Genomic DNA, 23,916 nt, shown 5'->3' on the forward strand with positions numbered 1-23,916 from the left:
TTATTCAGCTGAACTCCCTATACTGAATTTATCAAACTTAGGAGGTCATTTTAAATGATTAATGTTGCTTATATTGGCAATGGTAAAAGCACCAATCGTTACCATCTACCTTTTATTTTAAAACTCAAGGATCGATTTAACGTCAAAACAATTTATTCACCCAGTGGCAGAATTCGGTGGACTAAAATTCCTGATGTGCACTACACCACCAGTTTGGACGATATTTATAACGATCCAGAAATTCAATTGGTTGTCGTCACAACTCCTAGTCAGTTCCATTATGCCACAGCAAAGGACGCTTTGAGCCATGGAAAAAATGTCGTCGTGGAAAAACCTTTTGCCGAAACCGCAGACCAAGCCCGCGAGTTATTTGATTTGGCCAAACAAAAACATCTCTTTATTCAATGTTACCAAAATCGACGGTTTGATTCAGATTTCTTGACGGTTCAAAAAGTCATCAACAGTGGCCTTCTGGGCGACTTATTGGAAGTTGAGTCCAACTATGACTATTACCGTCCAGAAGTTCCTGAGCAAGCTCCTGGGTTCAGTAAAATCAATAGTTTTCTTTATGGGCACGGGTGTCACACTTTGGATCAAGTTCTCAGCTTTTTTGGTAATCCCGATACCGTTCATTATGATGTGCGCCAGTTGTTAGGGAGCGGTCATATGAATGATTACTTTGATATCAGCATGTATTATGGTCAAATGAAGGTTCGTGTGGCTTCCAGTTACTTTCGGATTAAACCCCGACCAAGTTTTGTTGTTTATGGTAAAAAAGGCATGTTTGTCAAGGAACGTATGGATCGCCAAGAGGAACATTTAAAGCTATTTTACATGCCGAATCACGAAGATTTTGGGATTGACCGTCCAGAAGACTATGGCACTTTGACTTACTATGATGATAATCAAAACTACCATGAACAAAAGGTCGTCACCATCAACGGCGATTACAGTCGCGTCTATGCTGGCGTTTACGCAACTTTGGCTGAAGGTCAAAAGAAACTCATTAAAGATGAAGAAACTATCCAACAAATCAAGATGTTAGAACAAGGAATTAAACAATGTCATTAGGAGGATTCAAATCATGAAACTAGCAATTTTTGGTGCCGGTAAAATCGTCAATGATTTTGCATCTATTGTAGACGATCTACCTGGACTTGTCGTCAACGCTATTTTTGGTCAAGAAAAAGATGTGCCTGCCATGCAAAAATTACAAAAAACAGCTCATATTGATGAAATTTATACCGACTTAGATAAGTGCTTAGCAACCGATACAGATACTGCTTATATTGGTTTACCTAATGCCTTACATTTTCAGTTTGCCAAGGCCGCATTGGAGGCCGGAAAAAACGTCATCTGTGAAAAGCCATTTACGTTAAACGAGCAACAGTTAACTGAATTAATTAACCTGGCAGAATCAAAACACTTAATTCTTTTAGAAGCGATCACAAATCAATACTTAGCTAACTACAAGCAGCTTAAAGCCGATTTATCGAAACTGGGAAACATTAAAGTTATTTCTTGCAATTACTCGCAGTATTCCTCGCGTTATGATGCTTTTCGTAAAGGAACCGTATTGCCAGCTTTCAATCCCAAACTGGGTGGTGGGGCCTTAATGGATCTTAATATTTATAATATTTATTTCATTGTTGGCCTACTAGGGGCACCTACCGAAGTTCACTATCTAGCTAACGTCGAACGTCATATCGATACTTCCGGCGTTTTAATAATGAACTACCCAAAAACTAAAGTTGTCAGTATCGGGGCAAAAGACGTGGATGCGCCTGTGACAACCACGATTGAAGGTACTGAAGGATCCATCGTGGTAAGCGGCCCTACTAATGTTTTGGACCACTACACCATTAAATTACGCAATCAGCAATCACAAATCGTCGACGTTAAAGTTCATCCACATCGTATGTTCCAAGAATTCCTGCAATTTACGAAGATTGTGGATTCTCACGACTTAAAATTTGCCGAACAACAGTTACGCCAAGATGAAGTTGTCATGCATGTAATTGACCAAGCCCTAGCTGAAAGTAAAATCAAGTTAGGTTGAGGTTCAACTATATTCATAGTATACAAAAAATCGTCCTTTCTAATGAAGGACGATTTTTTAGTGGTTATATTTTTATCTTAGTACCAGCCATTTGCTTGCCAGAATGCTTTAGCAGCTGACCATGAACCGTAACGTGAAGATACGTATGAGTTAGCAACTTTTTCTTGGTTTGCAGCTGAATAATCACCATTTAAGTATGAAGCACTTAATTGGTATTTACCAACGTACTGGCCATTACGTGCTGTATATGAACCGCCTGATTCTTTATTAGCGATCCATGCTTTAGCAGATGATGAGCTACTTGTTGTACTACTCGAACCTGTGGTAGTTGTTGTTGAAGCAGTCTTTTGTGTTGCGGGAACAGTAGCAACTTCTTTCTTAGTAGCTGCTTTAATTTCGCCGTCGCTCTTAAGCAATAACTTTTGACCACCGTAAATTAAATCAACGTTCTTAATTTTGTTTGCTTTTGCTAACTTGTTGTAGTTAGTATCATTATTAAACTTATATTCAATACCTGAAAGTGTGTCGCCTGATTTAACTGTATAAATTTGATCGGCGTGGGATACTGTAACTAGCAATGTAAGACCAAAGAATAATGCGGCCATAAAGGCTACTGCGAATTTTGTTACGTTATTTCTTAATGTCATATGTGTTTGCTCTCCTTGTGTTTTTAATCTACCTAGTACAATACACTCCAATTGTTTCAGTTATGTTTCAACAACATTTATATTCATTGACCTTCACGCAGGTTCATGTCATCTTTTTGTAATATAAGTCCCGAAAACATTTAATTTAAGTGAAGTTAATCATACTTCGTCCTTACTCACACTAAGGCTAATAAAGCTAACGATAATTTTCAATATGTTAGCATAATATTGTGTACTTTTTTAATTTTTTTAGAAAAGTTTCTTTGTTAAAATAAAAATCTCATATTTGGTAAAACTTTTCAAATGGACGTTTCGGTAACGTGTCTAGTCCCTTTATAGTAAAAAATTGTGCTTCAATTTAACATCAGCAGGAAGGATTTAAACTATAAATGTATTTGGATATACTTAATTTCTTTATTTCACTCTTATATAATTTTCATGATATTTTCACCAAATTCTCTATAATTGGATGTATACCTTTTATTAAGTTAGGAGTCCTTTCATGATATCAACAATTGCTGTTTTAGTTAGTCTAATTATTGCTTTAGCACATATTTACTTTCTATATATAGAACTATTTGCTTCCTACGAAGTCGTTGGTAAATTTTTCAACATCCCAGTAAATATTGTTAAAAATGCTATGATACAAAGATTTATTCAAAATCTTGGTTTGTTCAGTGGCTTTATTGGATTAGTTATTATCTTGACCTTGATCATTGTCCCTAGTGGCCCAATGAAGTATATGTTAATTTTCTTAAATCTATTTGTACTTCTAAACGGAATTTACGAAGGTTTTGTTTTTTCAAAACGTTTCTTCTGGTACGAAGCGTTACCGGGAGCCATCGCCATCTTGTTGGCAATTTTTATGTAATTAAAAATGATTTGCAAAGAAGAGCCAAACTGAACTTTGCAAATCATTTTTTTAATTTTAATTACTAAATCACATGGCCAGAAAAACTAGGCATAAAGCCACTGCTAAGTGACTGAACTGACACGTATTGGCCGGGGGCAGGAGCGGCAACATATTTACCATCACCTATGTAGATTCCCACGTGGTAACTTGCCCCTTGCGATCCCCAGAATAATAAATCGCCCGGTTGTGCTTGTGCAACAGTCTGTTTTGTCACATGACTTTCTTGAGCAACCGTGTAATGACCTAACGATTTTCCAGCCGCATGTGCGTAAACCCAATCTGTGAAACCAGAACAATCCATGCCACTTCTTGATTCGCCACCCCAAACGTAAGGGATATGCATCTTGGCTAAACTTAAAGCCTCTGAAACTACAGCACTGTTTCCGGTGGAACTGGTCTTCACCATTGTTTGTACAGTTTGACTATTTTCGGCAGTTTGAGTAGCAGAATATTGTTGATTACCACCATCGTTCGCATTAGCGCTGGCCACGCTAGCTGATCCTAATGTAATTCCAGCGACTCCAATTGCAAGAACAAGTGCATGTTTAAAATTTGTTTTAATCATAGACGCTCTTTCGGTTAACTTATTTCTTATCATTATAACAAGTAACATATTAACATGCACACAATACGAACATTTTTAAATCTATTTACAAGCTCCTTTCAAAATATTACAAACGATTACAATTATTTGAATCTGCCCACTTCATTGATCTACAATTTCCCCAAATAATTAACTTCATCTGAAACAAAAAAATCAGTACTTTTCAGTACTGACAAAGATTATCAACTTAATTGTATTCCGTTAACTCATGTTTACTCCGCTCAATCATTGCAATATTAACAAACAAAATTAAAGCAATAATTACAGCCGCAACCACAAACAACGAAACAAATGAGAGGGTATCGATAATTAGACTTCCTACTAGCGGACCCAATGCACGGCCAGCTGATGGAAACGAACTTGCCAATCCTTGATAGCGTCCCTTCATCCCATATGGTGATAAGAGATTAGCAATTGCCGGAATTTGTGGAAAGGTAACTGCTTCGCCAATTGTCAAAATAATCATTGCAAGCACAAATGCAATATACTGTTTGGCGAAAACCAAAATGACAAAAGAAGCAATTAAAAATAACATACCAAAATAGACTTGATGAAAAGGATCTTTGAAAATCTTTCCACCTTGCCAACTTAGTAAAGCTTGCACAATTAAAATGAAGAACCCATTCACTGTCCATAAGAAACTGTAATTTTTTAACGGAATATGCAGACTCAACATGTAAACCGAAATATTACTGTTCCACTGTTGATAAAAAATCCAAATTAAAAATAGACTAATAAACAAGGTATACATCACAACTGAATTGATATGCGGTAACTTTTCGGTCTTGGAAGCCACTTTCGCATCAGGATCCATTTGATGCTGACTCTTTGGAATTTCCCGTTTCACATGATAATTTAGCGCAGCTACGAAGAAGAAAACAACATATAAGGCAGTGGCCACTGCAAATAACGGCGCAACATTATCTTTAAACATAATTCCAACAATTGCAGTACCAACCATGACGCCCAGGTTTTGGACAAAATAAATCATATTAAACACAAAGCGCCCATCGCGGCTATGCACCGTGGTTCCTAGAGCGTTGACAAATGCCATAATCCAACCGGTTCCTAAGCCAATCAAAACAAGCATAATTGGATAGACTGGCCATTTATTTGAAAACACAAGTACCAACATGCTTAATGCCGTGAAAACAATCCCACCCAGTAATAGGTAGTAACCATCATGTTTATCAAACAATTGTCCCGCTGTAAAAGAACCAATGATACTTGCAACTGAGTTTAGTAAGAGCACAATTCCCACAATTGTGAGTGAATGACCCAAGATGTTATGCATGTAAACCGTTGTCAGGGGCCACACAAAACTCATCCCAATACTATCTACCATGGATCCCAAGAGTAAATACCGTAATTTTAATTCCTTCATCGTCCTCTCCTTTCCTGTAAAAACTAACTTAAATTAACTTAAAAAAGTGCATAAATGAACAGTTTCACATAAGGTTCCGAAGAGCTACGCAAAACTGTTTTTTGTGACTACTTAATTATTATCTGGTACATACGCAATTGGGGCAAACTTATTATATGATTTCACAAATAACAGTTTTACGGTTCCTCGTGCCCCACTTCGGTTTTTCTCAATAATGACTTCAACCGGTCCGACATCAGGTTCACCCTCTTGTTGTGGAGCTGAATTCTGATTGTCGCTATCGTCGTCTTCATCCCGATCGTAATAATCTTCACGATATAAGAACGCCACGATATCCGCATCTTGTTCAATTGATCCAGATTCACGAATATCAGACAAAACAGGTCGTTTATCCTGACGTTGTTCCACGCCACGAGAAAGCTGTGAAAGTGCCAATACAGGTACTCTTAATTCTTTAGCCAGTTTTTTTAGTTGTCGCGAAATCGCTGAAACTTCCTGTTGTCGGTTTTCTTGACCAGAGCCTTCAATTAATTGCAAATAATCAATAACAACTAAACCCAAGTTGCCCTGTTCCTTGGCCAAGCGACGACATTTGGCTCGAATTTCTGCCATTTTGATTCCCGGAGTATCGTCAATATAAATATTGGCTTTTGCAAGGCTACCCATAGCAATGACTAAGTTTTGCCACTCTTCCTCATTTAGTTGGCCAGTACGCAAATGGTTGGCATCGATACTACCTTCCGCACAAAGCATTCGGTTAACCAGTTGATCAGCGCCCATTTCCAAACTAAAAATAGCCACTGTTTTATCGGTTTTGGTACCGATATTTTGTGCAATATTCAAAGCAAAGGCCGTTTTTCCGACGGCAGGCCGGGCAGCTAGAATAAAAAGTTCATCTGGATGTAAACCCGCCGTGATTTTATCCAGTTCACTATAACCTGTTGATAAACCAGTGATTTCATCTCCGTTTTGGTAGAGCTTGTTAATCTCGGTCATGGAATCGGTCAAAACATCGGAAATTTTCTTAAACCCAGACTGATTACGATTTTCTGAAACTTCCGTGATTTCACGTTCTGCTTCATCTAAAACGGTACCGACATCTTCATCTTGTTGATAGCTCTTGGTCACAATCTTAGTGGCAGCTTTAATTAACCGTCGTAAAATGGCCTTTTCTTGCACAATCTTAGCGTAGTAAACCACATTAGCTGCAGTTGGTACCGAAGCCGCCAATTCTGCAATGTAGCTTACGCCACCCACATCATCCAATTGATTTTGAGCGGTTAGTTTATTGTTCATTGTGACGACATCAATGGCCTCATCTTCATCATTTAGCGAAACCATCGCCTGAAAAATGATTTGATGTGCCCGTTGATAAAAGTCTTCTGGGGTTAAATATTCCATTGCGTCAACTAACACATCGGAATCAAGGAAAATTGCCCCTAAAACGGCTTTTTCCGCATCACTATTTTGTGGCGGTGTTTGATTTTCTAAAATGTCATTATCCATGTTCTTACCTCTGATGACTAGGAAATGTTCCTAAACAAATTTGTGTCTGTCTAACCTGTAATCAGACAGCCAACTTCACCACAAAACAATTATTGCTATTATTTTTCTGCAACATGAACACGAATTTTGGCTGTTACTTGTGGATGTAACTTAACTGGTACATTCGTGTATCCCATTGAGCGAATTGGTTGGGTGAGTTCAATCTTACGTTTATCTAATTTTAATCCGAACTGTTTATCTAATGCTTGGGCAATTTGTTTACTAGGAATTGAACCGAACAAACGGCCATCAGTGCCTGCTTTAGCAGTCAATTCGACAACTGTCTTGTCATCTTCTAAAGTGACCTTTAATTGCTTAGCGGCTTCTAAAATTTCTTCTTCATGTTTTTCTTCAGCACGTTGTTGGCCTTTCAAACTGCTCAAAGCACCTTTTGTTGCCAATTCAGCCTTATGATTTTTAATTAAGAAGTTTTGCGCGTAACCATCAGGAACCTCTTTGACCTGTCCGCGCTTACCCTTACCTTTAACATCTTCCAAAAAAATTACTTTCATCAGATTCACTCCTTTTCATCGTCTTCATTTTCTGTATCATTTTTCTTTTCTAAAATCTCAGTTAAGGTCGCTTTAACTTCAGAAACACTTTGACCTTCAATCTGAGTTGCTGCACTACCTAAATGACCGCCGCCACCCATTTGTTCCATAATGAGCTGGACGTTAACATCCCCCGCACTACGCGCTGAAATACCAACTTGTTTTTTCGATCGACGCGTAATGACAAACGACGCTTCAATTCCTGATATCGATAACAAGGAATCGGCTGCTTGTGCGGCAGTAACCGGATCATAATCCCGATCATCTTCACCAACACAAACTGCTAAATTCTTATTAATAAATTCCACCGACTCAATTAAGTGGTTGCGCTGCAGATAACTATCAACGTTTTCCTTCATAAAGTGGCGAATGAGATTCTCGTCAGCACCAACTGATCGTAGATAACTGGCAGCATCAAACGTCCGCGTCCCAGTTTTTGTGGTAAAGGACTTAGTATCAATTTCAATTCCGGCTAACATCCCAGTTGCTTCAATTTCATTAATTGGTTCACTATCTTTAGACTGGTATTCAAACATTTCTGTAATGAGTTCACACGTTGAAGAAGCATAGGGTTCAATATAAACCAAAACCGGATTTTCTGGAAATTCTGTGCCTCGGCGATGATGATCAATAATCATAACTCGATTTTCAAGCTTCTTGTAAAGCTCAGGAGCCGTCGTTAATGATGGTTTAGAATGATCAACCATAATGAGTAAGCTTTGGCTGTTGGCATTCTCTAAAGCCGCTTCAGGCGTAATAATGGACTCCTTGATAGAAGGATAGTCTTCCAAAGACGTTAACAAACGCCGCACATCAGAATGCAGGTTATCTTGATCGAGCACAATCCAACATTGTCGGTTGTTCATTTGGGCAATCCGGCGAATTCCTAAACAGGCTCCTAAAGAATCCATATCAGACTGCTGATGCCCCATCACAAAAATTTGATCAGCTTGCGACATTAATTCAGTAACCGCCTGACTAATCATCCGTGCTCTAACTCGTGTCCGTTTTTCCATTGGATTAGTCTTACCACCATAAAATCGGGCCTGGCCATCTGGTGACTTGACAACAACTTGATCACCACCACGTCCTAACGCCAAATCCAAATTACTTTGTGATAAGTCAGCCAAATTGTTTAAATCTTGATCGCCATATGCAATCCCAATACTTAAGGTGATTGGAAAGTTTTGTTTAGAGGTTGCTTCCCGAATCGTATCCAGAAGCTTGAAATTATCAGCTTCAACCTTCTGCAAGACTTCCGCATACATCAAAACAAAGAAATGATCATCATCAACTCGTTTTAAATACATGCCAAACTCTTGAGCCCAGCTAGAAATTTGATTCGTCACAAAACTGCTCAAACTGGAAACATCCGAATCGGCCATAGATTGCGTGACTTCATCGTAGTTATCCAAGAAAACTTGACCAATGACGACCTGCGAATTATCGTAGGCTTCTTCAATCTTGGCATACTTGGTAATGTCCATTAAGTACAAAACGTGGCTATCCTGTTCAACCAGTAAGGTAAACCTACGATCCCCCCAAACAACGGGAACGGTCCCTTTTTCATCCCGGTGATCTGCTAACATTTTTGCCAAGTCTTTATCGACATCAACTAATTTTTTTCCAAGCACATCTTTATCACTTAAATAGCCCTGCATATACGGATTAACCCACTGGACTTGGTCTTCATCCCCATAAATCAAAATTCCCAGTGGCATGCGCAATAGTGAATCCTGTTCACTACGTTTAATTCGAAATGACAGATCAGAAATGTACTTTGTGGTTTCTTCATTCACACGGTGAAAGGTGTCGCTAATAAAAATGCTTCCCAAAATGAGAAGTACCAATAAGACGACTCCCAATACCCAGTTATAATAAAACGCAACTCCCGCGCCAACGAGTGATAACAAAATAATATAGATTGCCAACAAGCGTAAGCGGGGATTCCGCATAAACACCGGAATCCTTTCTGCTAAACGTAATTTTTTCATAGTTTCTCCTCGAATTGTGTACTAGGTTTATTTTATCACAAAGACCCCTGACAAAGAACCGTCACTACTTTACAGATCGGTAACGACTCCTAATACAAAAACTCGGCAATGCTTTACGAAAGTGACATTTTTGTTTAAACTAAATTGATTACGGAGGTCACAACATGTTAAATAACCGTTTATTTCACTGGTTAATTATGCGAATCGAAAACCCTTTTCCGCCATTAAACTAAAACTAGTCGTCTACTTTTAGTACTCATTCAAACGAAGAAGGTAAAAATTTGGATTCACAAAAAGAGTTATCTGGAAAAAAAGTTCTATTAATGGCCTTTGCCACAGGGATCATTGTGGCCAATTTAAATTATATTCAACCAATTGAAGGTCTCATTGCCACAAGTTTTCAAGTTTCAAAAGCTACAGTCGGTGTGGTTGCCATGTTGACACAACTGGGATATGCATTCGGCTTACTTTTAATCGTTCCGTTGGGCGACATCTTTAATCGCTATCATCTTATTCAGGTGATGTTGGGATTCTCAATTTTGGCGTTGTTCATGGCCTTTTTTGCCCCGTCTATTACAATTTTTGGCGTTGCTTCCCTACTAGTGGGAATTACCTCTGTGGCACCTCAAATTATAATTCCTTACGCCGCTTATCTGGCCCCTAGCTTGCATCAAGGGAAAGTTTTGGGCAATGTCCTCAGTGGTTTGTTAACAGGGATTTTACTTTCACGCTCGGTCAGCGGATTGTTGGGGAGCGTTCTTGACTGGCAGTACGTTTACTTAATTGCAGCGTTCATCTGTACCATTTTGTTGGTGATCTTACACTTGTACTTGCCGCGTGATCCAAGACAACATCAAAGAATGAATTACGGCAAGGTTCTAGCTTCCTTGCCCAAACTTCTTGCTAAAGAAAAACATTTACAAGGTTCCGCCATTAATGGTTTTTGCCTGTTTGGTGTTTCCAATGTTTTGTGGTCAACACTTGCTTTCTACTTAGCAGATCAATATCATCTCGGGAGTGGTGTGGCTGGTTTGTTAGGTTTATTGGGCATCACTGGTGTCTTATTTGCTTCAATTATCGGCCGCTTAGTTGATACCTATTCGCCAAGAATGACGATTGGCTTAGGGATTCTCTTTTCAACGTTAGCCTTTGTTATTTTTGCTTTTATTGGCCAATTATTTATCGGTTTAATTGTAGGCATTGTGTTACTCGATTTAGGAACTCAGTTTGGTCAGGTTTCCAATCAGGCTATTGTCCAATCCTTGAGTCTCGAAGCCAGCAGTCGAAATAACTCCGTCTTTATGTTTAGCTACTTTTTAGGCGGTTCTTTAGGAACATTTTTCGCAACTCTGGCTTGGAGTCATTTAGGCTGGGTAGGCGTTTGCAGTGTCGCCGCCGTTTTCTTAATTTTGGTGCTGCTTGGTCATTTACTCTTAAAGGAACCCCAAAAATTGCAAAAGGTTGGGTAAAAAACTGACTAATCATTTTGGCATTAGTGCAAAGCTAATGCTTTTTTTGTTGCCATAAAAAAACAAGCTGGGGAAATGTTTTCCCAGCTTGACTTAAGTTTATGAACTTGTCTATTCAAAATGTGACCTGAAACTAGGTGTTTTCACCTTTTGAGTCATGCTAATTTCTATTTTACCTTTTGAGCTTGTCGTTCCTGTTCAATAGCCAACTGGGCAACCAAATTCAAATAGTTAAATGGTTCATCATAGTGTGGCTGGAATAGCATATCGACAAACGCTAAGTCATCAATGGTGTTGTTATTTTGAATACAAACCGAAATCGTGTTTGCAGATTGGGCAACTTCATGTTTGCTATAGAGTTGTGCTCCCAGAATTCGCCGATTACTGCGATCATAGACAAGCACGATGGTCAGCATGTCTGTTGTTGGCATGTAACTTGGACGATAATTGCCCTTATAAACAACTGAGGCTGCGTTTAAGCCTTCTTTTTTAGCCCCCGCTACAGTTAGCCCACTAGAAGCCAGCGTGTATCCAAACAACTCCATGGCTGATGTGGCTTGAGTTCCCATATATTTTTGAACTTCGCCAAAAATATTTTTACCAGCAAGAGCTCCTTGACGAACTGCATTCGTGGCCAAAGGGATGTAGGCATCATTATGTGCCGGATTGAAATGTGAAATACAAGCATCCCCAGCTGCATACACATCAGGATTAGAGGTTTGCAAGTAATCATTAATTAAAATAGCTCCGTGGCGGTCCATATCAACTTGTCCACGCAATAAGTCAGTGTTTGCCATAAATCCAGTACTAACAATTGCTAAATCTGCTTCATGGCTCGTTTTATCAGTTTGAATGATTACTTTATCATTTTGATCGTCACCTTGAAAGGCTTCAACCCGCTCATTCAAATAAACATGTACCCCATGCTTTTTTAGCAAACTTGTAATTTGATCAGATAAAGTTTTATCTACATAATTGTTTAGAACTTGGCCGTGCGATTGAATTAATGTCACTTCATGATCTGTATCCGCGTATGCCTCTGCCAGTTCAACCCCAACATAGCCACCACCTACAATTGTGATGTGTTTATGAGTTTGAGCTGACGTATAAATTTGTTTAGCTTGTTCATAGCTTTTACAGAGTAAAACATGCGAATCATCAATTCCCATCAATGGTGGCACCACAACATACGAACCGGTTGACATAATTAATTTGTCATAATTATCTGTAAAAACCTTTTTATTATCCAGATTTTCAACGATAAGTTGATGCGTTTTAGTGTCAATGCTTAGCACATCATGTCTAATGCGAACTTTAGCTCCTTGTTTAGCAAGATCTTCTGGTGTTGCGTAAAACATATCTTCAAGTCGTTTAACTTGGCCATTCAAATATAAAGAAATCCCACATGACAAAAAAGAGACATTATCGTTCCTCTCATAAATAGTCACCTCTGTATCCGGATGTGCTTTAAAAATTTCTGTTGCCGCTGCAATACCAGCATGCGTACAACCAACAATAACGACTTTCATAATAATGTCCTTCTTCCCCAAAAAATTTACTTAGTCTGGATCATCTGGTTTAACTTTAAGTAAATAAGGTTTGCCATAATAATAGCCCTGTCGCAAATCAATATTTAATTTATCGGCTAGTTGATCATCAGCCTTATCTTCGATTCCTTCAAGAATGAACCGTAAATTTTCCTTTTTAGCAATATCCCGCCAGTAAATAACTTTTGCTTGAATCGCTGCATCTTGGAAACTTTGCTCAAAGTTCTGGAGTGCAAATTTGAGTTCACTCACATATGGGATCAACTCTTGAATTTCTTCATACTGATTATCACCAGTTCCAACATCATCGAGACAAAGTTCCATCCCCCGTTGAATAAATCGCTGTAACATCGGTTTCAAATCAGCATTTGTAATGGATTCATCCCCAGGTTCTTCAGTGAGTTCCACATTTAATTTTAAGGGACGTAACTGATCTTGCGAGCGAATTAGAGCCGCATTGATTTTGGGATCCATCATTTGTGTGCGATTCAAATTGACAGATACTGACCCGATTTTAAACACTAGTCTACTGGTAGCTGCCGTCAACATCTCCGCGATAATTGAAACCGGAATATCGGAAAAATGCTTAGGCGGTCGCCAACCATCAGTAGTCCGCCGTCTGATCAGTAATTCATACCCAATAAGCGAGTTATTCACCTTATTTAGTTGTGGTTGAATAAAATACCGATACATTCATGTTCCCCTTTTTTTATGTATTAACTATCTATTATTATAAAGCATTTTTGTATAAAAAGTTGGTATAATTTTGAGTGGCCTGTCACTAACTAATCCCTTTATAGATACGGAAACTCCTTAATAAGCTGTGACGTTGTTATTATACACTTCTGTACTATCTCAATCTAAATAATGCTGCTAGTTTGCCCATTTTCAAGCGATTAAAAAAGACCTTCCAAATCACTATTGATTTGAAAAGTCTGAATTAATTATTCTTCTGAAACGAATGGAAGTAAGCCCATGATCCGTGCGCGTTTAATTGCAATTGTTAAACGACGTTGGTTCTTAGCACTTGTTCCGGTAACACGACGTGGCAAAACCTTGCCTCGTTCTGAAATGAATCGTTTCAGTAAATCTGTGTCTTTATAATCGATGTATTCGATATGGTTAGCAGCGATGAAGTCGACTTTACGACGACGACGATTTCCGCCTCTTCTTTGTTGAGCCATTGAAAATCCCTCCTCTAATGATTAAAATGGTAAATCATCATCGGAAATATCAATTTGTTCGCCGTTATCTGCAAACGGATCGTTAGGATTAGAACTTGCACTAGAAGCACTGCCATTGCTACTGCTCTGACTGTTATTGCTATTAGTGTTACTTCCTTGCCCAGCATCAAACGGATTGCTATTACCGGATGATTGAGGAGCATTGTCGTGAAATCCCGTATTGCCACCTTGCTGTTGACGTTGCTCAGATTGAGCACGGGATTCCAACAATGAAAAGTTTTCAACAACAACTTCTGTAACATATACTCGGACGCCTTGTTGATTTTCGTACGAACGGGTTTGAATCCGTCCATCTACTCCAACCAACGAGCCTTTATGGGTAAAATTAGAGAAGTTCTCTGCAGCTTTTCGCCAAATCACACAGTTAATAAAATCGGCTTCACGCTCTCCTTGAGCGTTCGTAAACTGACGATTAACTGCCACTGTGAAGGTAGCGACTGCAGCACCGCTGTTGGTGTATCGTAAATCGGGATCTCTGGTTAAGCGTCCAACAAGAACTGTTCGGTTTATCATAAACAATGACTCCTTTCTGAATTATTATTTCTGTTTATTTTTAACGTACAACGATCATGTGACGTAAGATACCGTCAGTAATCTTTGAAATACGGTCAAATTCGTTTAAAGCTTTGTCATCGCTTGTTTTTACATTTACGACATGATAGATACCTTCATTGTATCCACCGATCTCATAAGCAAAACGACGCTTGGACCAATCTTTTGAATCAACCACTTCTGCACCATTGTCAGTCAAGATCTTGTCAAAACGTTCTACTAAGGCAGCCTTAGCTGTTTCGTCAACATCTGGAGCAATGATATAAGTAATTTCGTATGATTTTTGTTCCATGTGTTTTACACCTCCTTATGGACTAAGTGGCTTCCTTAACAATTTAAGAAAGCAAGGAGAGCTTCTAAATTAATAGTTACTCACGAACTTAAATTATAGCATTTATACTTGTGCAACGCAATAAACAAAAATCCCAATAAAACGATACATAACTAAGTTACGTCGTTTATTGGGATTTATTTTATTAATTTAATTATTCTTCTGAAGAATTTTCAGATGAACTTTCTTCTGGAGCTTGCTCAGTGGTGTCGGTCGTTGAAGATTGTGTTGAATCATCAGGTTCTTCATCGTCTTCATGATCTACTTTAGCCATTGTGGCAACCTTTGAGTCCTCATCAATTTTAATTAAATGAACCCCCATGGTTGCTCGACCCGTTTCTGGGACAGAATCAACGGCAAAACGAATCATGACGCCACGATCGGTAATCAACATGATATCCTCTTCACCAGTTACGGTGGTCAAGCCAGCTAATGGTCCGTTCTTCGTTGTGACATTCGCAGTTTTAATACCTTTACCGCCACGACCCTTGATTGGATACTCACTAGCTAATGTTCGTTTACCATATCCTTTTTCAGTAATGACGAGAACTTTGCTTTCTGGTTGCAATAGATCAACCCCAACCACATAGTCTTCATCTCGTAAACGAATACCACGAACACCAGTTGCTGAACGACCCATGGAACGAACTGTAGTTTCTGCAAAACTAACTGCATAACCTCTATGTGTTCCGATAATGATGTTTTGTTTATTATTCGTGATAACCACGTTAATTAACTCATCATCATCCTTCAAATTAATCGCTTTTAAGCCATTACTTCGAATGTTCAAGAACTCGTTTAGGGGGGTCCGTTTGACAACACCCTTTAGTGTAGTAAAGAACAGATAACGCTCCGTTTCTTGTTCGTGATTCTGACCAGCATTGATCACGGCCTGAATACTTTCACCCGCACTAATTCCTAACAAGTTAATGACCGGAATACCTTTAGCTGTTCGCCCGTATTCAGGGATTTCATACCCCTTCATGCGGTATACTTTGCCGGCATTTGTGAAGAATAACAACACATCATGGGTAGAACTAGAAACCAGATGCTCAATGAAATCATCATCATGCACACCCATTCCTTGAACACCACGACCACCACGACGTTGAGATTTAAACTCAGACTGTGGCATCCGTTTAACATACCCATTATGAGTCAAGGTTATCATGACATCTTCTTCTTCAATCAAATCTTCATCTTCAAGACTAAGCACTTCACCAACAAGTAACTCGGTTCGGCGTTTATCACCAAACTTATCCTGAATATCAAGTAATTCCTGATAAATAATCTGATTAATCCGCTCTGTATGAGCCAAAATATCTTTATAATCAGCAATATCAGTCATTAATTTGGTGTATTCATTTTCAACTTTTTCACGTTCCAAGCCCGTTAAACGAACCAAACGCATATCCAAGATAGCTTGCGATTGTTTGTCAGATAATGAGTAGTTACTCATCAACTGATCTTTGGCAATCTCGGCAGTTTCGGAATTACGAATAATCGAAATGATTTCATCAATGTGATCTAGCGCAATTCGTAACCCTTCAAGAATATGAGCTCGCGCTTGAGCTTTCTTTAAATCAAACTCAGTCCGTCGGCGAATAACTTCTTCTTGATGCTTTAAATAGTAGGTCAAAATTTGCTTTAAGCTAAGCACTTTTGGCGCCCCATCCACAATGGCCAACATGTTAAAACTAAATGTTGTCTGCATCAAAGTCATTTTGTACAAATTGTTCAAAACAACTGAAGCACTCATATCACGACGAATATCAATCACAACCCGCATACCTTCACGGTCAGTTTCATCGTTTACGTCTGTGATTCCTTCGATTCGTTTGTCACGAGCTAATTCAGCAATTCGTTCAATTAACTTAGCCTTGTTGACCATGTAAGGAAGTTCAGTAAGCACGATTTTTTCACGGCCACTCTTTTCCTGTTCAATATCAACTTTAGCCCGAATAATAATGGTTCCCTTACCCGTTTCGTAAGCTTTACGAATTCCTGATTTACCCATAACCACACCACCGGTTGGGAAGTCAGGTCCAGGTACAGCCTCCATCAAATCAGCAGTGGTTGCTTCCGGATTATCCATCAAAATATGAATTGCGCTAATCACTTCGGCCAAATTATGTGGCGGAATATTAGTGGTCATCCCAACTGCAATTCCGGTTGCACCGTTGACAAGTAAATTAGGAAAACGAGCTGGTAACACTTTTGGTTCGCGCTCTGTGCCATCATAATTATCTTGAAAATCAACGGTATTTTTATTAATATCGCGCAGCATTTCAACGGCAATCTTACTCATTCGAGCTTCGGTATACCGCATTGCGGCAGCCCCATCACCATCAACAGAACCAAAGTTACCATGACCATCAACTAACATGTAACGGTAACTGAAATCTTGCGCCATTCGCACCATGGATTCATAAATTGCGGAGTCACCATGAGGATGATACTTACCCATGACATCCCCAACAATTCTGGCTGATTTTTTATATGGCTTTTCTGGGGTCACACCCAGTTCACTCATTCCATATAAAATACGACGATGAACTGGTTTTAAACCATCACGCACATCAGGCAAAGCTCGTGCCACAATAACACTCATCGCGTAATCTAGGAAGGATGTTCGCATTTCTCGACTCAAATTGACATCCGTTACTCGAGTCCCAATATTTTCTTCATCAGACAAATTAGTTAACCTCCAATCCTAAATTAAACATCTAAGTTTTCAACGAAGACAGCATTGTCTTCAATGAATTTCCGACGGGGTTCTACACGATCGCCCATCAACATTTCAAAATCCCCACTGGCTGCATCAGCATCTTCAGCAGATACTCGTAACAAACGACGATTATCAGGATTCATAGTCGTTTCCCATAATTGAGAAGCATCCATTTCACCTAAACCTTTGTATCGTTGAATTGCTGGTTTCGGACTTGGTGGCAACTGTCCCAAAACTTCTTGCAATTCTTCATCAGAATCAATATAACGAATCATTTTACCCTGACGAACTTGATATAGAGGTGGCTGGGCAATATAAACATAGCCCTTATCAATCATTGGTCGCATGTAACGATAAAATAGGGTCAACAATAATGTTCGAATATGCGCACCATCGACATCGGCATCGGTCATAATAATTAATTTATGATAATTAGCCTTCGTGACATCAAATTCTTCACCAAAACCAGTTCCAAGGGCTGTAAACAGTGACCGAATTTCTTCATTAGCCAAAACACGATCTAAAGTTGCTTTTTCAACGTTTAAAATTTTACCTCGAATTGGCAAAATGGCCTGCGTTAAACGGGAACGTCCTTGCTTAGCACTACCACCGGCAGAATCACCCTCGACAATGAATAATTCACTAATTGATGGATCTTTGGACGTATTATCGGCCAATTTTCCAGGCAAATTATTAATTTCGAGACCACTCTTTTTCCGGGTCACTTCACGTGCTCGTTTAGCAGCAATTCGGGCTTTTGATGCCAATAAACCTTTGTCAATCACTTTCCGAGCAGTATCAGGGTTTTCCATCAAAAACTTATTGAAATGTTCCCCAAATACATCATTAACGGCGGTCCTGGCATCAGAATTACCCAATTTAGTTTTCGTCTGACCCTCAAATTGAGGATCAGGATGCTTTACACTGACAACGGCTGTTAAACCTTCCCGCACATCATCACCAGAAAGATTATCCTCATTGTCCTTTAACATGCCACTCTTATGCGCATAATCATTAACAACCCGTGTTAAAGCCCGTTTAAAGCCTTCTTCATGAGTCCCACCTTCATACGTATGAATGTTGTTGGTAAAGGTCAAGAGTTTACTTTGATAACCCTCTGTATATTGCATTGCGACTTCAACTGTAATGCCTTTTTCCACCCCTTCAACATAGATTGGGTCGGGGAAAAGAACATCTTTACCTTCGTTGAGATAGTCAACATAGTGGCGAATTCCGCCTTCGTATAAGAAATCATCTTCCGTAGGCTTTTCAGGACGCATATCTTTTAACGTGATCCGTAATCCTTTATTCAAGAATGCCAGTTCACGAATTCGTGTCCGTAAAGTTTTAATATCAAAGATTGTGGTTTCTTGGAAAATATCTGCATCTGGTAAGAAATGCACGATAGTTCCATGTTCGTGGGGCTTCGAATCCCCAATAACCGTCATGGCAGTCTTCACTTTACCGCGTGTAAAATCCATATAATAGACTTTATCATCGTGCATGGTTCGGACATCCAATTCAGTTGATAACGCATTAACAACTGAGGCACCCACACCATGAAGTCCACCAGAGACTTTATATCCGCCGCCACCGAATTTACCACCAGCATGTAAGATTGTAAAAACTGTTTCCAAGGCTGGTTTACCGGTCTTAGCTTGAATTCCGACTGGGATTCCACGGCCATTATCAGTCACGGTAATACTGTTATCTTTTTCAACAATCACGTTGATTTTATTCGCAAAGCCCGCTAAAGCTTCATCAATCCCGTTATCAATAATTTCCCACACAAGATGGTGAAGACCTTGTGCACTGGTTGAACCAATGTACATTCCAGGCCGTTTCCGAACTGCTTCTAGTCCTTCAAGAACTTGAATTTGACTTGCATCGTATTCTTTTGCTTTTTCTTCTTTACGCTCACGTGCTGTCTCAATTTCTTGGGGAGTTTTTTTCGTTTTATCTTCGTCAGCCAATCTTATTCCTCCTTATGCAAAATACCTGATTTAATTGTAAATATCCGCGGTTCATCAATTAATTGACGAGCAATACCGCTCAAACTAGTTGTTGTCAAAAAGGTTTGGACCTTATTTTGAATCGACTTTAAAAGGTGCGTTTGCCGGTCATCATCTAGTTCGGATAACACATCATCTAGTAGCAATACCGGATACTCGCCTGTTTCTTCTTTCATGAGATCAATCTCTGCCAATTTCACACTTAAAGCTGTCGTTCGCTGTTGTCCTTGTGATCCGAAAGTTTGGACATCTTTGCCATTGACTAAAAAACGAACGTCATCGCGTTGGGGACCGACCAATGTGGTTCCCTGCTGCAACTCCCGTTCCTCATGACTCGCAAACGCCTTTCTCAACTCGTCATATAGTTGATCTACGGATAAATCTTGTTTCTGGATAACTTGTGACACATACTCAAACGTCAAATGTTCTTTTCCTAGGGAAATTTGGGTATGCAACTGTTGAGCCCATTTCTCTAGTTTTTTTAGAAAAAGGCGGCGCTGAAATATAATCTCCGCACCATAAGCTGCAAGCTGATCAGACAACACACCAAGAAAAACTTTATCTTTGTTCACTTTGAACTTTAGCTGTTTTAAATACTGATTTCGTTGCTTCAGAATTGTGCGATACTGCGCGGAATTATACAGATATTTACTACTCATCTGGCCAAATTCCATGTCAATAAACCGCCGTCTAACAGCCGGTGACCCCTTAACCAAAGACAAATCCTCTGGTGCAAACAAAATGACATTTAGTTGTCCTATATACTGTGACAACTTACTTTGTTCTAAATGATTCACCTTGGCCTGTTTACCTTTAGAACTTAATTCCAGTTCTAAGGGAATTGAACTCATTCTTTTGTGTACGCGGGTTGCCAAACGAGCTGAATCAGCGCCCCAACTAATTAAATCCCGATCATTAGATGTTCGGTGACTTCTCGTTAGGGCCAACACGTAAATTGATTCCAACAAATTTGTTTTTCCCTGAGCATTTGCACCCAATAACACATTGACACCAGGAATAAATTCGGCCTCCAAATCCGGATAGTTACGGAAATTATGGAGGCTAATATTTTCCAAATACATGACTAATCCTCACGTCTTGAACGTACAATAAACAGTCCTTCATCTGGAATATTAACCGTGTCCTTTGGATATAGCTTTTTTCCGCGCCGATTCTCAGGCTCATCATTTACCTCTATAGTGTGTTCGCGAAGATACCATTTGGCTTGTCCGCCAGTTCCAATGATTGATTCTTCTTTTAAGAGTTGACCGAGCGTAATGAATGGCGTTGTAATTAAAACTTCTTTTTTCTCCAAAATTACAACCACCTTTACTAGAACTTATTTCGAATCAATTATTATTTAATTTCGTTTTTTTAAACCAAAAAATAATTTATTCAATTTTAACTAGATTCTTTACTAAATACCTATTTATTATACCTTTAAAAACCTAAAAAAACAATCTCAGAGGCTGTGTTTTGCGTTTTAAGCCATTTTGAAGATAATTAGATACTTTTGACATTTCTTGCGTATTTTTCTCAAATCCTCTTATTTTAATTTCTAGGCATAAAATAAAAACCACGCTTGTCAAAATTTAATTTGGCAAACGTGGTTATTTTTTTAAATTTTAGAATGTTCGAACAGGTGTAATCAACTGAATAAAGTTTTCTTGATCCTCAGTTGGAACCAAAGTGAATGGTCGCAATGCTGAAGTGAATGAAACTTGAATTTCAGTTTGGCCAAACGAACGGAGCGCATCCTTCATATAATCTGGGTTAAATGAAATTTCTAAATCTTCGCCCTCAACAACTTTTGCATCAAGTTGTTCCTCAACGTTTCCGACATCAGGCGAGTTTCCTGAAATAACAATCTTTTTATCAGCAGTGGTAATCGCCAATTTAACAACATTATTACGACTTTCATGGGATAACAAGGAAGCCCGTTCAATGGCTGCTAATAAAGCTGGCGCATTGAATTCTAAAGTTGTGGTTGATTCTTTTGGAATCAAACGGGATGTATCTGGATAATTTCCTTCAAGTAATCGAGAATAAAACGCTGTGTCACCTAAAGTAAAGAGAACCTGATTTTCAGAAATTCGCGTGATGACGTCTGGATTTTCTTCGCCAATCATCCGAGATAACTCAACGAGACTTTTTCCAGGGATGATCACATCATATTTTCCAGTATTTCCTTCAGGCAATTTAATTTGGCGTTGACTTAACCGGTGACTATCAGTTGCAACTGCTAAAAATTGGTCGCCATCAATACTGAAATGAACCCCAGTTAAAATTGGACGACTTTCTTGAGTTGAAACGGCCAAAACAGTTTGGCTAATTAATTGTTTAAATACGTTTCCGGAAAGTTGGATTTGGTCATTACCGTCAAGTTCTGGTAAATGTGGGTAATTATTAGCATCCAAACCGTTAATTGTAAATTCTGCGGCCCCAGATGAAATCTCTGTTTGGAAGCCTTCAGTAATTTCAACGGTCATTGAATCTTCTGGAAGTCGTTTAACGATATCACTAAAGAAGTGCGCAGGTAAAACAATTTTCCCAGGATCTGTAATTGACAATCCGTTGTCTTCATTTTTGGCATCTAAAACTGTCTCAATGGAAATATCTGCATCACTCCCAGTTAAGATAATTTGATCAGATTCCACATCAAGTTTTAAACCAGTCAAAATAGGAATTGTTGTTTTAGAAGATATTGCTCTTTGAACGTCATTTAATTTTTTAATGAACGCAGCTCGTTTTACAGTAAATTTCATTTTTAAGAATCTCCTTTGGACGAAATGTATTTATATATAATTATATATTAAAAGTAACAGTAGTAATAGGGCCTGTTGATATTGTGTAAATGTCACCTAACGCTTAGGCAGGTCGAAGATTATCTCTGTTTATAAAATGTGGATAACTTTTAAAGTAATTCACACTTGTCCACAAGCTATGGTTTGAGCTCACTTTTTAGATCACCAATTTGGCGTTGTAAATCATCATCTTTTTTAAGCGCCGCTGCAATTTTTTCGTGAGCATGAATCACAGTGGTGTGATCTTTGCCACCAAATTCAGTTCCGATTTTCGGTAAGGAGGCGTTTGTCAGCTCGCGAGAAAGATACATAGCAATCTGGCGAGGGACAACGATTGATTTCATTCGTTTCTTACCCTTTAAATCAGAAATTGAAGTGTGATAGTATTTAGCGACTTTGTCTTGAATTAGCGAAATTGAGACTTCACTAAATTTAGTACCAAAGTTCAAACTACGCATGGCTTCGGAGGCAAGATCAGTTGTAATGCTAGTACTTTGCAGATTCGCATATGCTTGAACCCGCGCTAAAGCACCCTCTAATTCTCGTACGTTTGAATCAACTTGGGTGGCGATGTAATTCAAAGTATCGTCAGGAATTTCAATTTTATCAGCCATCGCTTTTTCACGTAAAATGGCAATTCGCGTTTCCAAATCAGGTGGGGTGATATCGACCGATAATCCCCATTTAAAGCGCGAAACTAGTCGTTCCTGCAACTTAGGAATTTCATTTGGTAAACGATCTGAAGTCAGCACAATTTGTTTTTGATTACTATATAAAGCCTCGAAAGTATGGAAGAATTCTTCTTGAGTAGCTTCCTTATCAGCAAAGAACTGCACATCATCGACTAAAAGCAGGTCAACATTTCGATAAACCTCACGAAATTCTTCTTGATGTTTAGATTGAATTGCATTGATAAAATCGTTTGTGAAAGCTTCACTAGTAACATATTTAACATTCGTATCAGGATTATTTTTGAGAATTTGATGGCCAATCGCATGCATCAAATGGGTTTTTCCAAGACCAACGCCTCCATAAAAGAAGAGCGGATTGTACATAGTCCCAGGATCTTCCGAAACGACTAACGCGGCTGCATGGGCCATCTGGTTTCCTTTACCAGTGACAAATGTGTCAAATGTATATTTGTCATTTAAGGTAGTAACTTCCATAAAATCGGGTGTCGTTTTTGGTTTTTCGGCAGCCTTTTTTTCTTGTTGAACGGTTTCTTCTTGCTCACCCTCCAAAACAAAATCTGGTGTGATATCTGCTTGGGTGATCAAATAAGCATATTCTACAAATTTTGGTGCCAAATGTTGTTTCCAATAATCGCGATGTAACGGCGATGGTAATTGGATTGTCATGATATGATTTTTTAGATCGATTGGTTTAGCTACGTCGATCCAAGTTGAAAAGCCGAGGGATGAAATATCATCGTCTTTTTGAAAATCAGCTTTAATTTGATTCCAAAGATCATCCTTACTTAGCACAAAAATCCCTCCAAAGTTACGCACAGTTTATTTTTTGTGTTTTCAATT

21 protein-coding genes are annotated in these 23,916 nt (G+C 38.9%); 4 read left to right on the forward strand and 17 right to left on the reverse strand.

Annotated elements, in window-relative coordinates; translation table 11 throughout:
- The first annotated feature begins 54 nt into the window (after window positions 1–54).
- On the forward strand, window positions 55–1,071 hold the full coding sequence (locus AB3217_RS00325; protein ID WP_068805324.1) for a Gfo/Idh/MocA family oxidoreductase: 1,017 nt from the start codon (window positions 55–57) through the stop codon (window positions 1,069–1,071).
- Between the two features lie 13 nt (window positions 1,072–1,084).
- On the forward strand, window positions 1,085–2,059 hold the full coding sequence (locus AB3217_RS00330; RefSeq protein ID WP_068805322.1) for a Gfo/Idh/MocA family protein: 975 nt from the start codon (window positions 1,085–1,087) through the stop codon (window positions 2,057–2,059).
- A 77-nt stretch (window positions 2,060–2,136) separates the two neighbouring features.
- Here AB3217_RS00330 and AB3217_RS00335 read toward each other — a convergent pair whose 3' ends face one another.
- Window positions 2,137–2,706, reverse strand: coding sequence for a LysM peptidoglycan-binding domain-containing protein (locus AB3217_RS00335; protein WP_367365493.1), 570 nt, complete (start codon window positions 2,704–2,706; stop codon window positions 2,137–2,139).
- Between the two features lie 502 nt (window positions 2,707–3,208).
- On the opposite strand from AB3217_RS00335, the gene AB3217_RS00340 reads away from it, so the two are divergent.
- Complete coding sequence (locus AB3217_RS00340; RefSeq protein WP_057784096.1) at window positions 3,209–3,577, forward strand: DUF1304 family protein; 369 nt, start codon at window positions 3,209–3,211, stop codon at window positions 3,575–3,577.
- Between the two features lie 64 nt (window positions 3,578–3,641).
- On the opposite strand, the gene AB3217_RS00345 is transcribed toward AB3217_RS00340, so the two are convergent.
- The 5 genes from AB3217_RS00345 to AB3217_RS00365 all read right to left on the reverse strand — a co-directional run bounded on the left by AB3217_RS00345 (window position 3,642) and on the right by AB3217_RS00365 (window position 9,697).
- The gene (locus tag AB3217_RS00345; RefSeq protein WP_260267511.1) at window positions 3,642–4,184 is read right to left on the reverse strand and encodes a C40 family peptidase; all 543 of its coding nucleotides are present in this window, start codon (window positions 4,182–4,184) and stop codon (window positions 3,642–3,644) included.
- A 226-nt stretch (window positions 4,185–4,410) separates the two neighbouring features.
- The gene (locus AB3217_RS00350) at window positions 4,411–5,607 is read right to left on the reverse strand and encodes an MFS transporter (RefSeq protein ID WP_057784098.1); all 1,197 of its coding nucleotides are present in this window, start codon (window positions 5,605–5,607) and stop codon (window positions 4,411–4,413) included.
- A gap of 111 nt (window positions 5,608–5,718) precedes the next feature.
- On the reverse strand, window positions 5,719–7,113 hold the full coding sequence (gene dnaB, locus AB3217_RS00355; protein ID WP_057784099.1) for a replicative DNA helicase: 1,395 nt from the start codon (window positions 7,111–7,113) through the stop codon (window positions 5,719–5,721).
- A 98-nt stretch (window positions 7,114–7,211) separates the two neighbouring features.
- Complete coding sequence (gene rplI, locus AB3217_RS00360; RefSeq protein ID WP_057784101.1) at window positions 7,212–7,664, reverse strand: 50S ribosomal protein L9; 453 nt, start codon at window positions 7,662–7,664, stop codon at window positions 7,212–7,214.
- A gap of 5 nt (window positions 7,665–7,669) precedes the next feature.
- Window positions 7,670–9,697, reverse strand: a complete 2,028-nt coding sequence (locus AB3217_RS00365) for a DHH family phosphoesterase (protein WP_057784103.1) — start codon at window positions 9,695–9,697, stop codon at window positions 7,670–7,672.
- 281 nt (window positions 9,698–9,978) lie between these two features.
- On the opposite strand from AB3217_RS00365, the gene AB3217_RS00370 reads away from it, so the two are divergent.
- Window positions 9,979–11,166, forward strand: coding sequence for an MFS transporter (locus AB3217_RS00370; RefSeq protein WP_367365494.1), 1,188 nt, complete (start codon window positions 9,979–9,981; stop codon window positions 11,164–11,166).
- Between the two features lie 167 nt (window positions 11,167–11,333).
- Here the strand turns inward: AB3217_RS00370 and AB3217_RS00375 are convergent, their stop codons facing one another.
- The 11 genes from AB3217_RS00375 to dnaA all read right to left on the reverse strand — a co-directional run bounded on the left by AB3217_RS00375 (window position 11,334) and on the right by dnaA (window position 23,868).
- Window positions 11,334–12,695 carry an FAD-dependent oxidoreductase gene (locus tag AB3217_RS00375; RefSeq protein WP_260267505.1) on the reverse strand — a complete coding sequence of 454 codons (1,362 nt, stop codon included), beginning with the start codon at window positions 12,693–12,695 and terminating at the stop codon, window positions 11,334–11,336.
- A gap of 30 nt (window positions 12,696–12,725) precedes the next feature.
- Window positions 12,726–13,406, reverse strand: coding sequence for an EAL domain-containing protein (locus AB3217_RS00380; RefSeq protein ID WP_057784108.1), 681 nt, complete (start codon window positions 13,404–13,406; stop codon window positions 12,726–12,728).
- 251 nt (window positions 13,407–13,657) lie between these two features.
- Window positions 13,658–13,897 carry a 30S ribosomal protein S18 gene (rpsR, locus tag AB3217_RS00385; RefSeq protein ID WP_057784110.1) on the reverse strand — a complete coding sequence of 80 codons (240 nt, stop codon included), beginning with the start codon at window positions 13,895–13,897 and terminating at the stop codon, window positions 13,658–13,660.
- A 21-nt stretch (window positions 13,898–13,918) separates the two neighbouring features.
- Window positions 13,919–14,470 (reverse strand): single-stranded DNA-binding protein, encoded by a 552-nt coding sequence (ssb, locus tag AB3217_RS00390; protein ID WP_057784112.1) that lies wholly within the window; start codon window positions 14,468–14,470, stop codon window positions 13,919–13,921.
- Window positions 14,471–14,510: 40 nt separating this feature from the next.
- Complete coding sequence (gene rpsF, locus AB3217_RS00395) at window positions 14,511–14,801, reverse strand: 30S ribosomal protein S6 (protein WP_068805307.1); 291 nt, start codon at window positions 14,799–14,801, stop codon at window positions 14,511–14,513.
- A 193-nt stretch (window positions 14,802–14,994) separates the two neighbouring features.
- A complete protein-coding gene (gene gyrA, locus AB3217_RS00400) occupies window positions 14,995–17,535 on the reverse strand; it encodes a DNA gyrase subunit A (protein ID WP_260274737.1) in 2,541 nt (846 codons plus the stop codon).
- Between the two features lie 23 nt (window positions 17,536–17,558).
- Window positions 17,559–19,502 carry a DNA topoisomerase (ATP-hydrolyzing) subunit B gene (gene gyrB / locus AB3217_RS00405; protein WP_367366101.1) on the reverse strand — a complete coding sequence of 648 codons (1,944 nt, stop codon included), beginning with the start codon at window positions 19,500–19,502 and terminating at the stop codon, window positions 17,559–17,561.
- A 41-nt stretch (window positions 19,503–19,543) separates the two neighbouring features.
- Window positions 19,544–20,662 (reverse strand): DNA replication/repair protein RecF, encoded by a 1,119-nt coding sequence (gene recF, locus AB3217_RS00410; RefSeq protein ID WP_367365495.1) that lies wholly within the window; start codon window positions 20,660–20,662, stop codon window positions 19,544–19,546.
- Window positions 20,663–20,664: 2 nt separating this feature from the next.
- Entirely contained in the window at window positions 20,665–20,895 is a 231-nt protein-coding gene (gene yaaA / locus AB3217_RS00415; protein WP_057784118.1) for a S4 domain-containing protein YaaA, read from the reverse strand.
- A 310-nt stretch (window positions 20,896–21,205) separates the two neighbouring features.
- Window positions 21,206–22,345: a DNA polymerase III subunit beta gene (gene dnaN / locus AB3217_RS00420; RefSeq protein WP_057784120.1), complete on the reverse strand. Its 1,140-nt coding sequence runs from the start codon at window positions 22,343–22,345 to the stop codon at window positions 21,206–21,208.
- A gap of 176 nt (window positions 22,346–22,521) precedes the next feature.
- Window positions 22,522–23,868, reverse strand: a complete 1,347-nt coding sequence (dnaA, locus tag AB3217_RS00425) for a chromosomal replication initiator protein DnaA (RefSeq protein ID WP_057784122.1) — start codon at window positions 23,866–23,868, stop codon at window positions 22,522–22,524.
- Between the last annotated feature and the right edge of the window lie 48 nt (window positions 23,869–23,916).

Origin of the sequence: Pediococcus parvulus (genome assembly GCF_964063155.1) — a bacterium.
Taxonomy (GTDB): Bacteria; Bacillota; Bacilli; order Lactobacillales; family Lactobacillaceae; genus Pediococcus; species Pediococcus parvulus.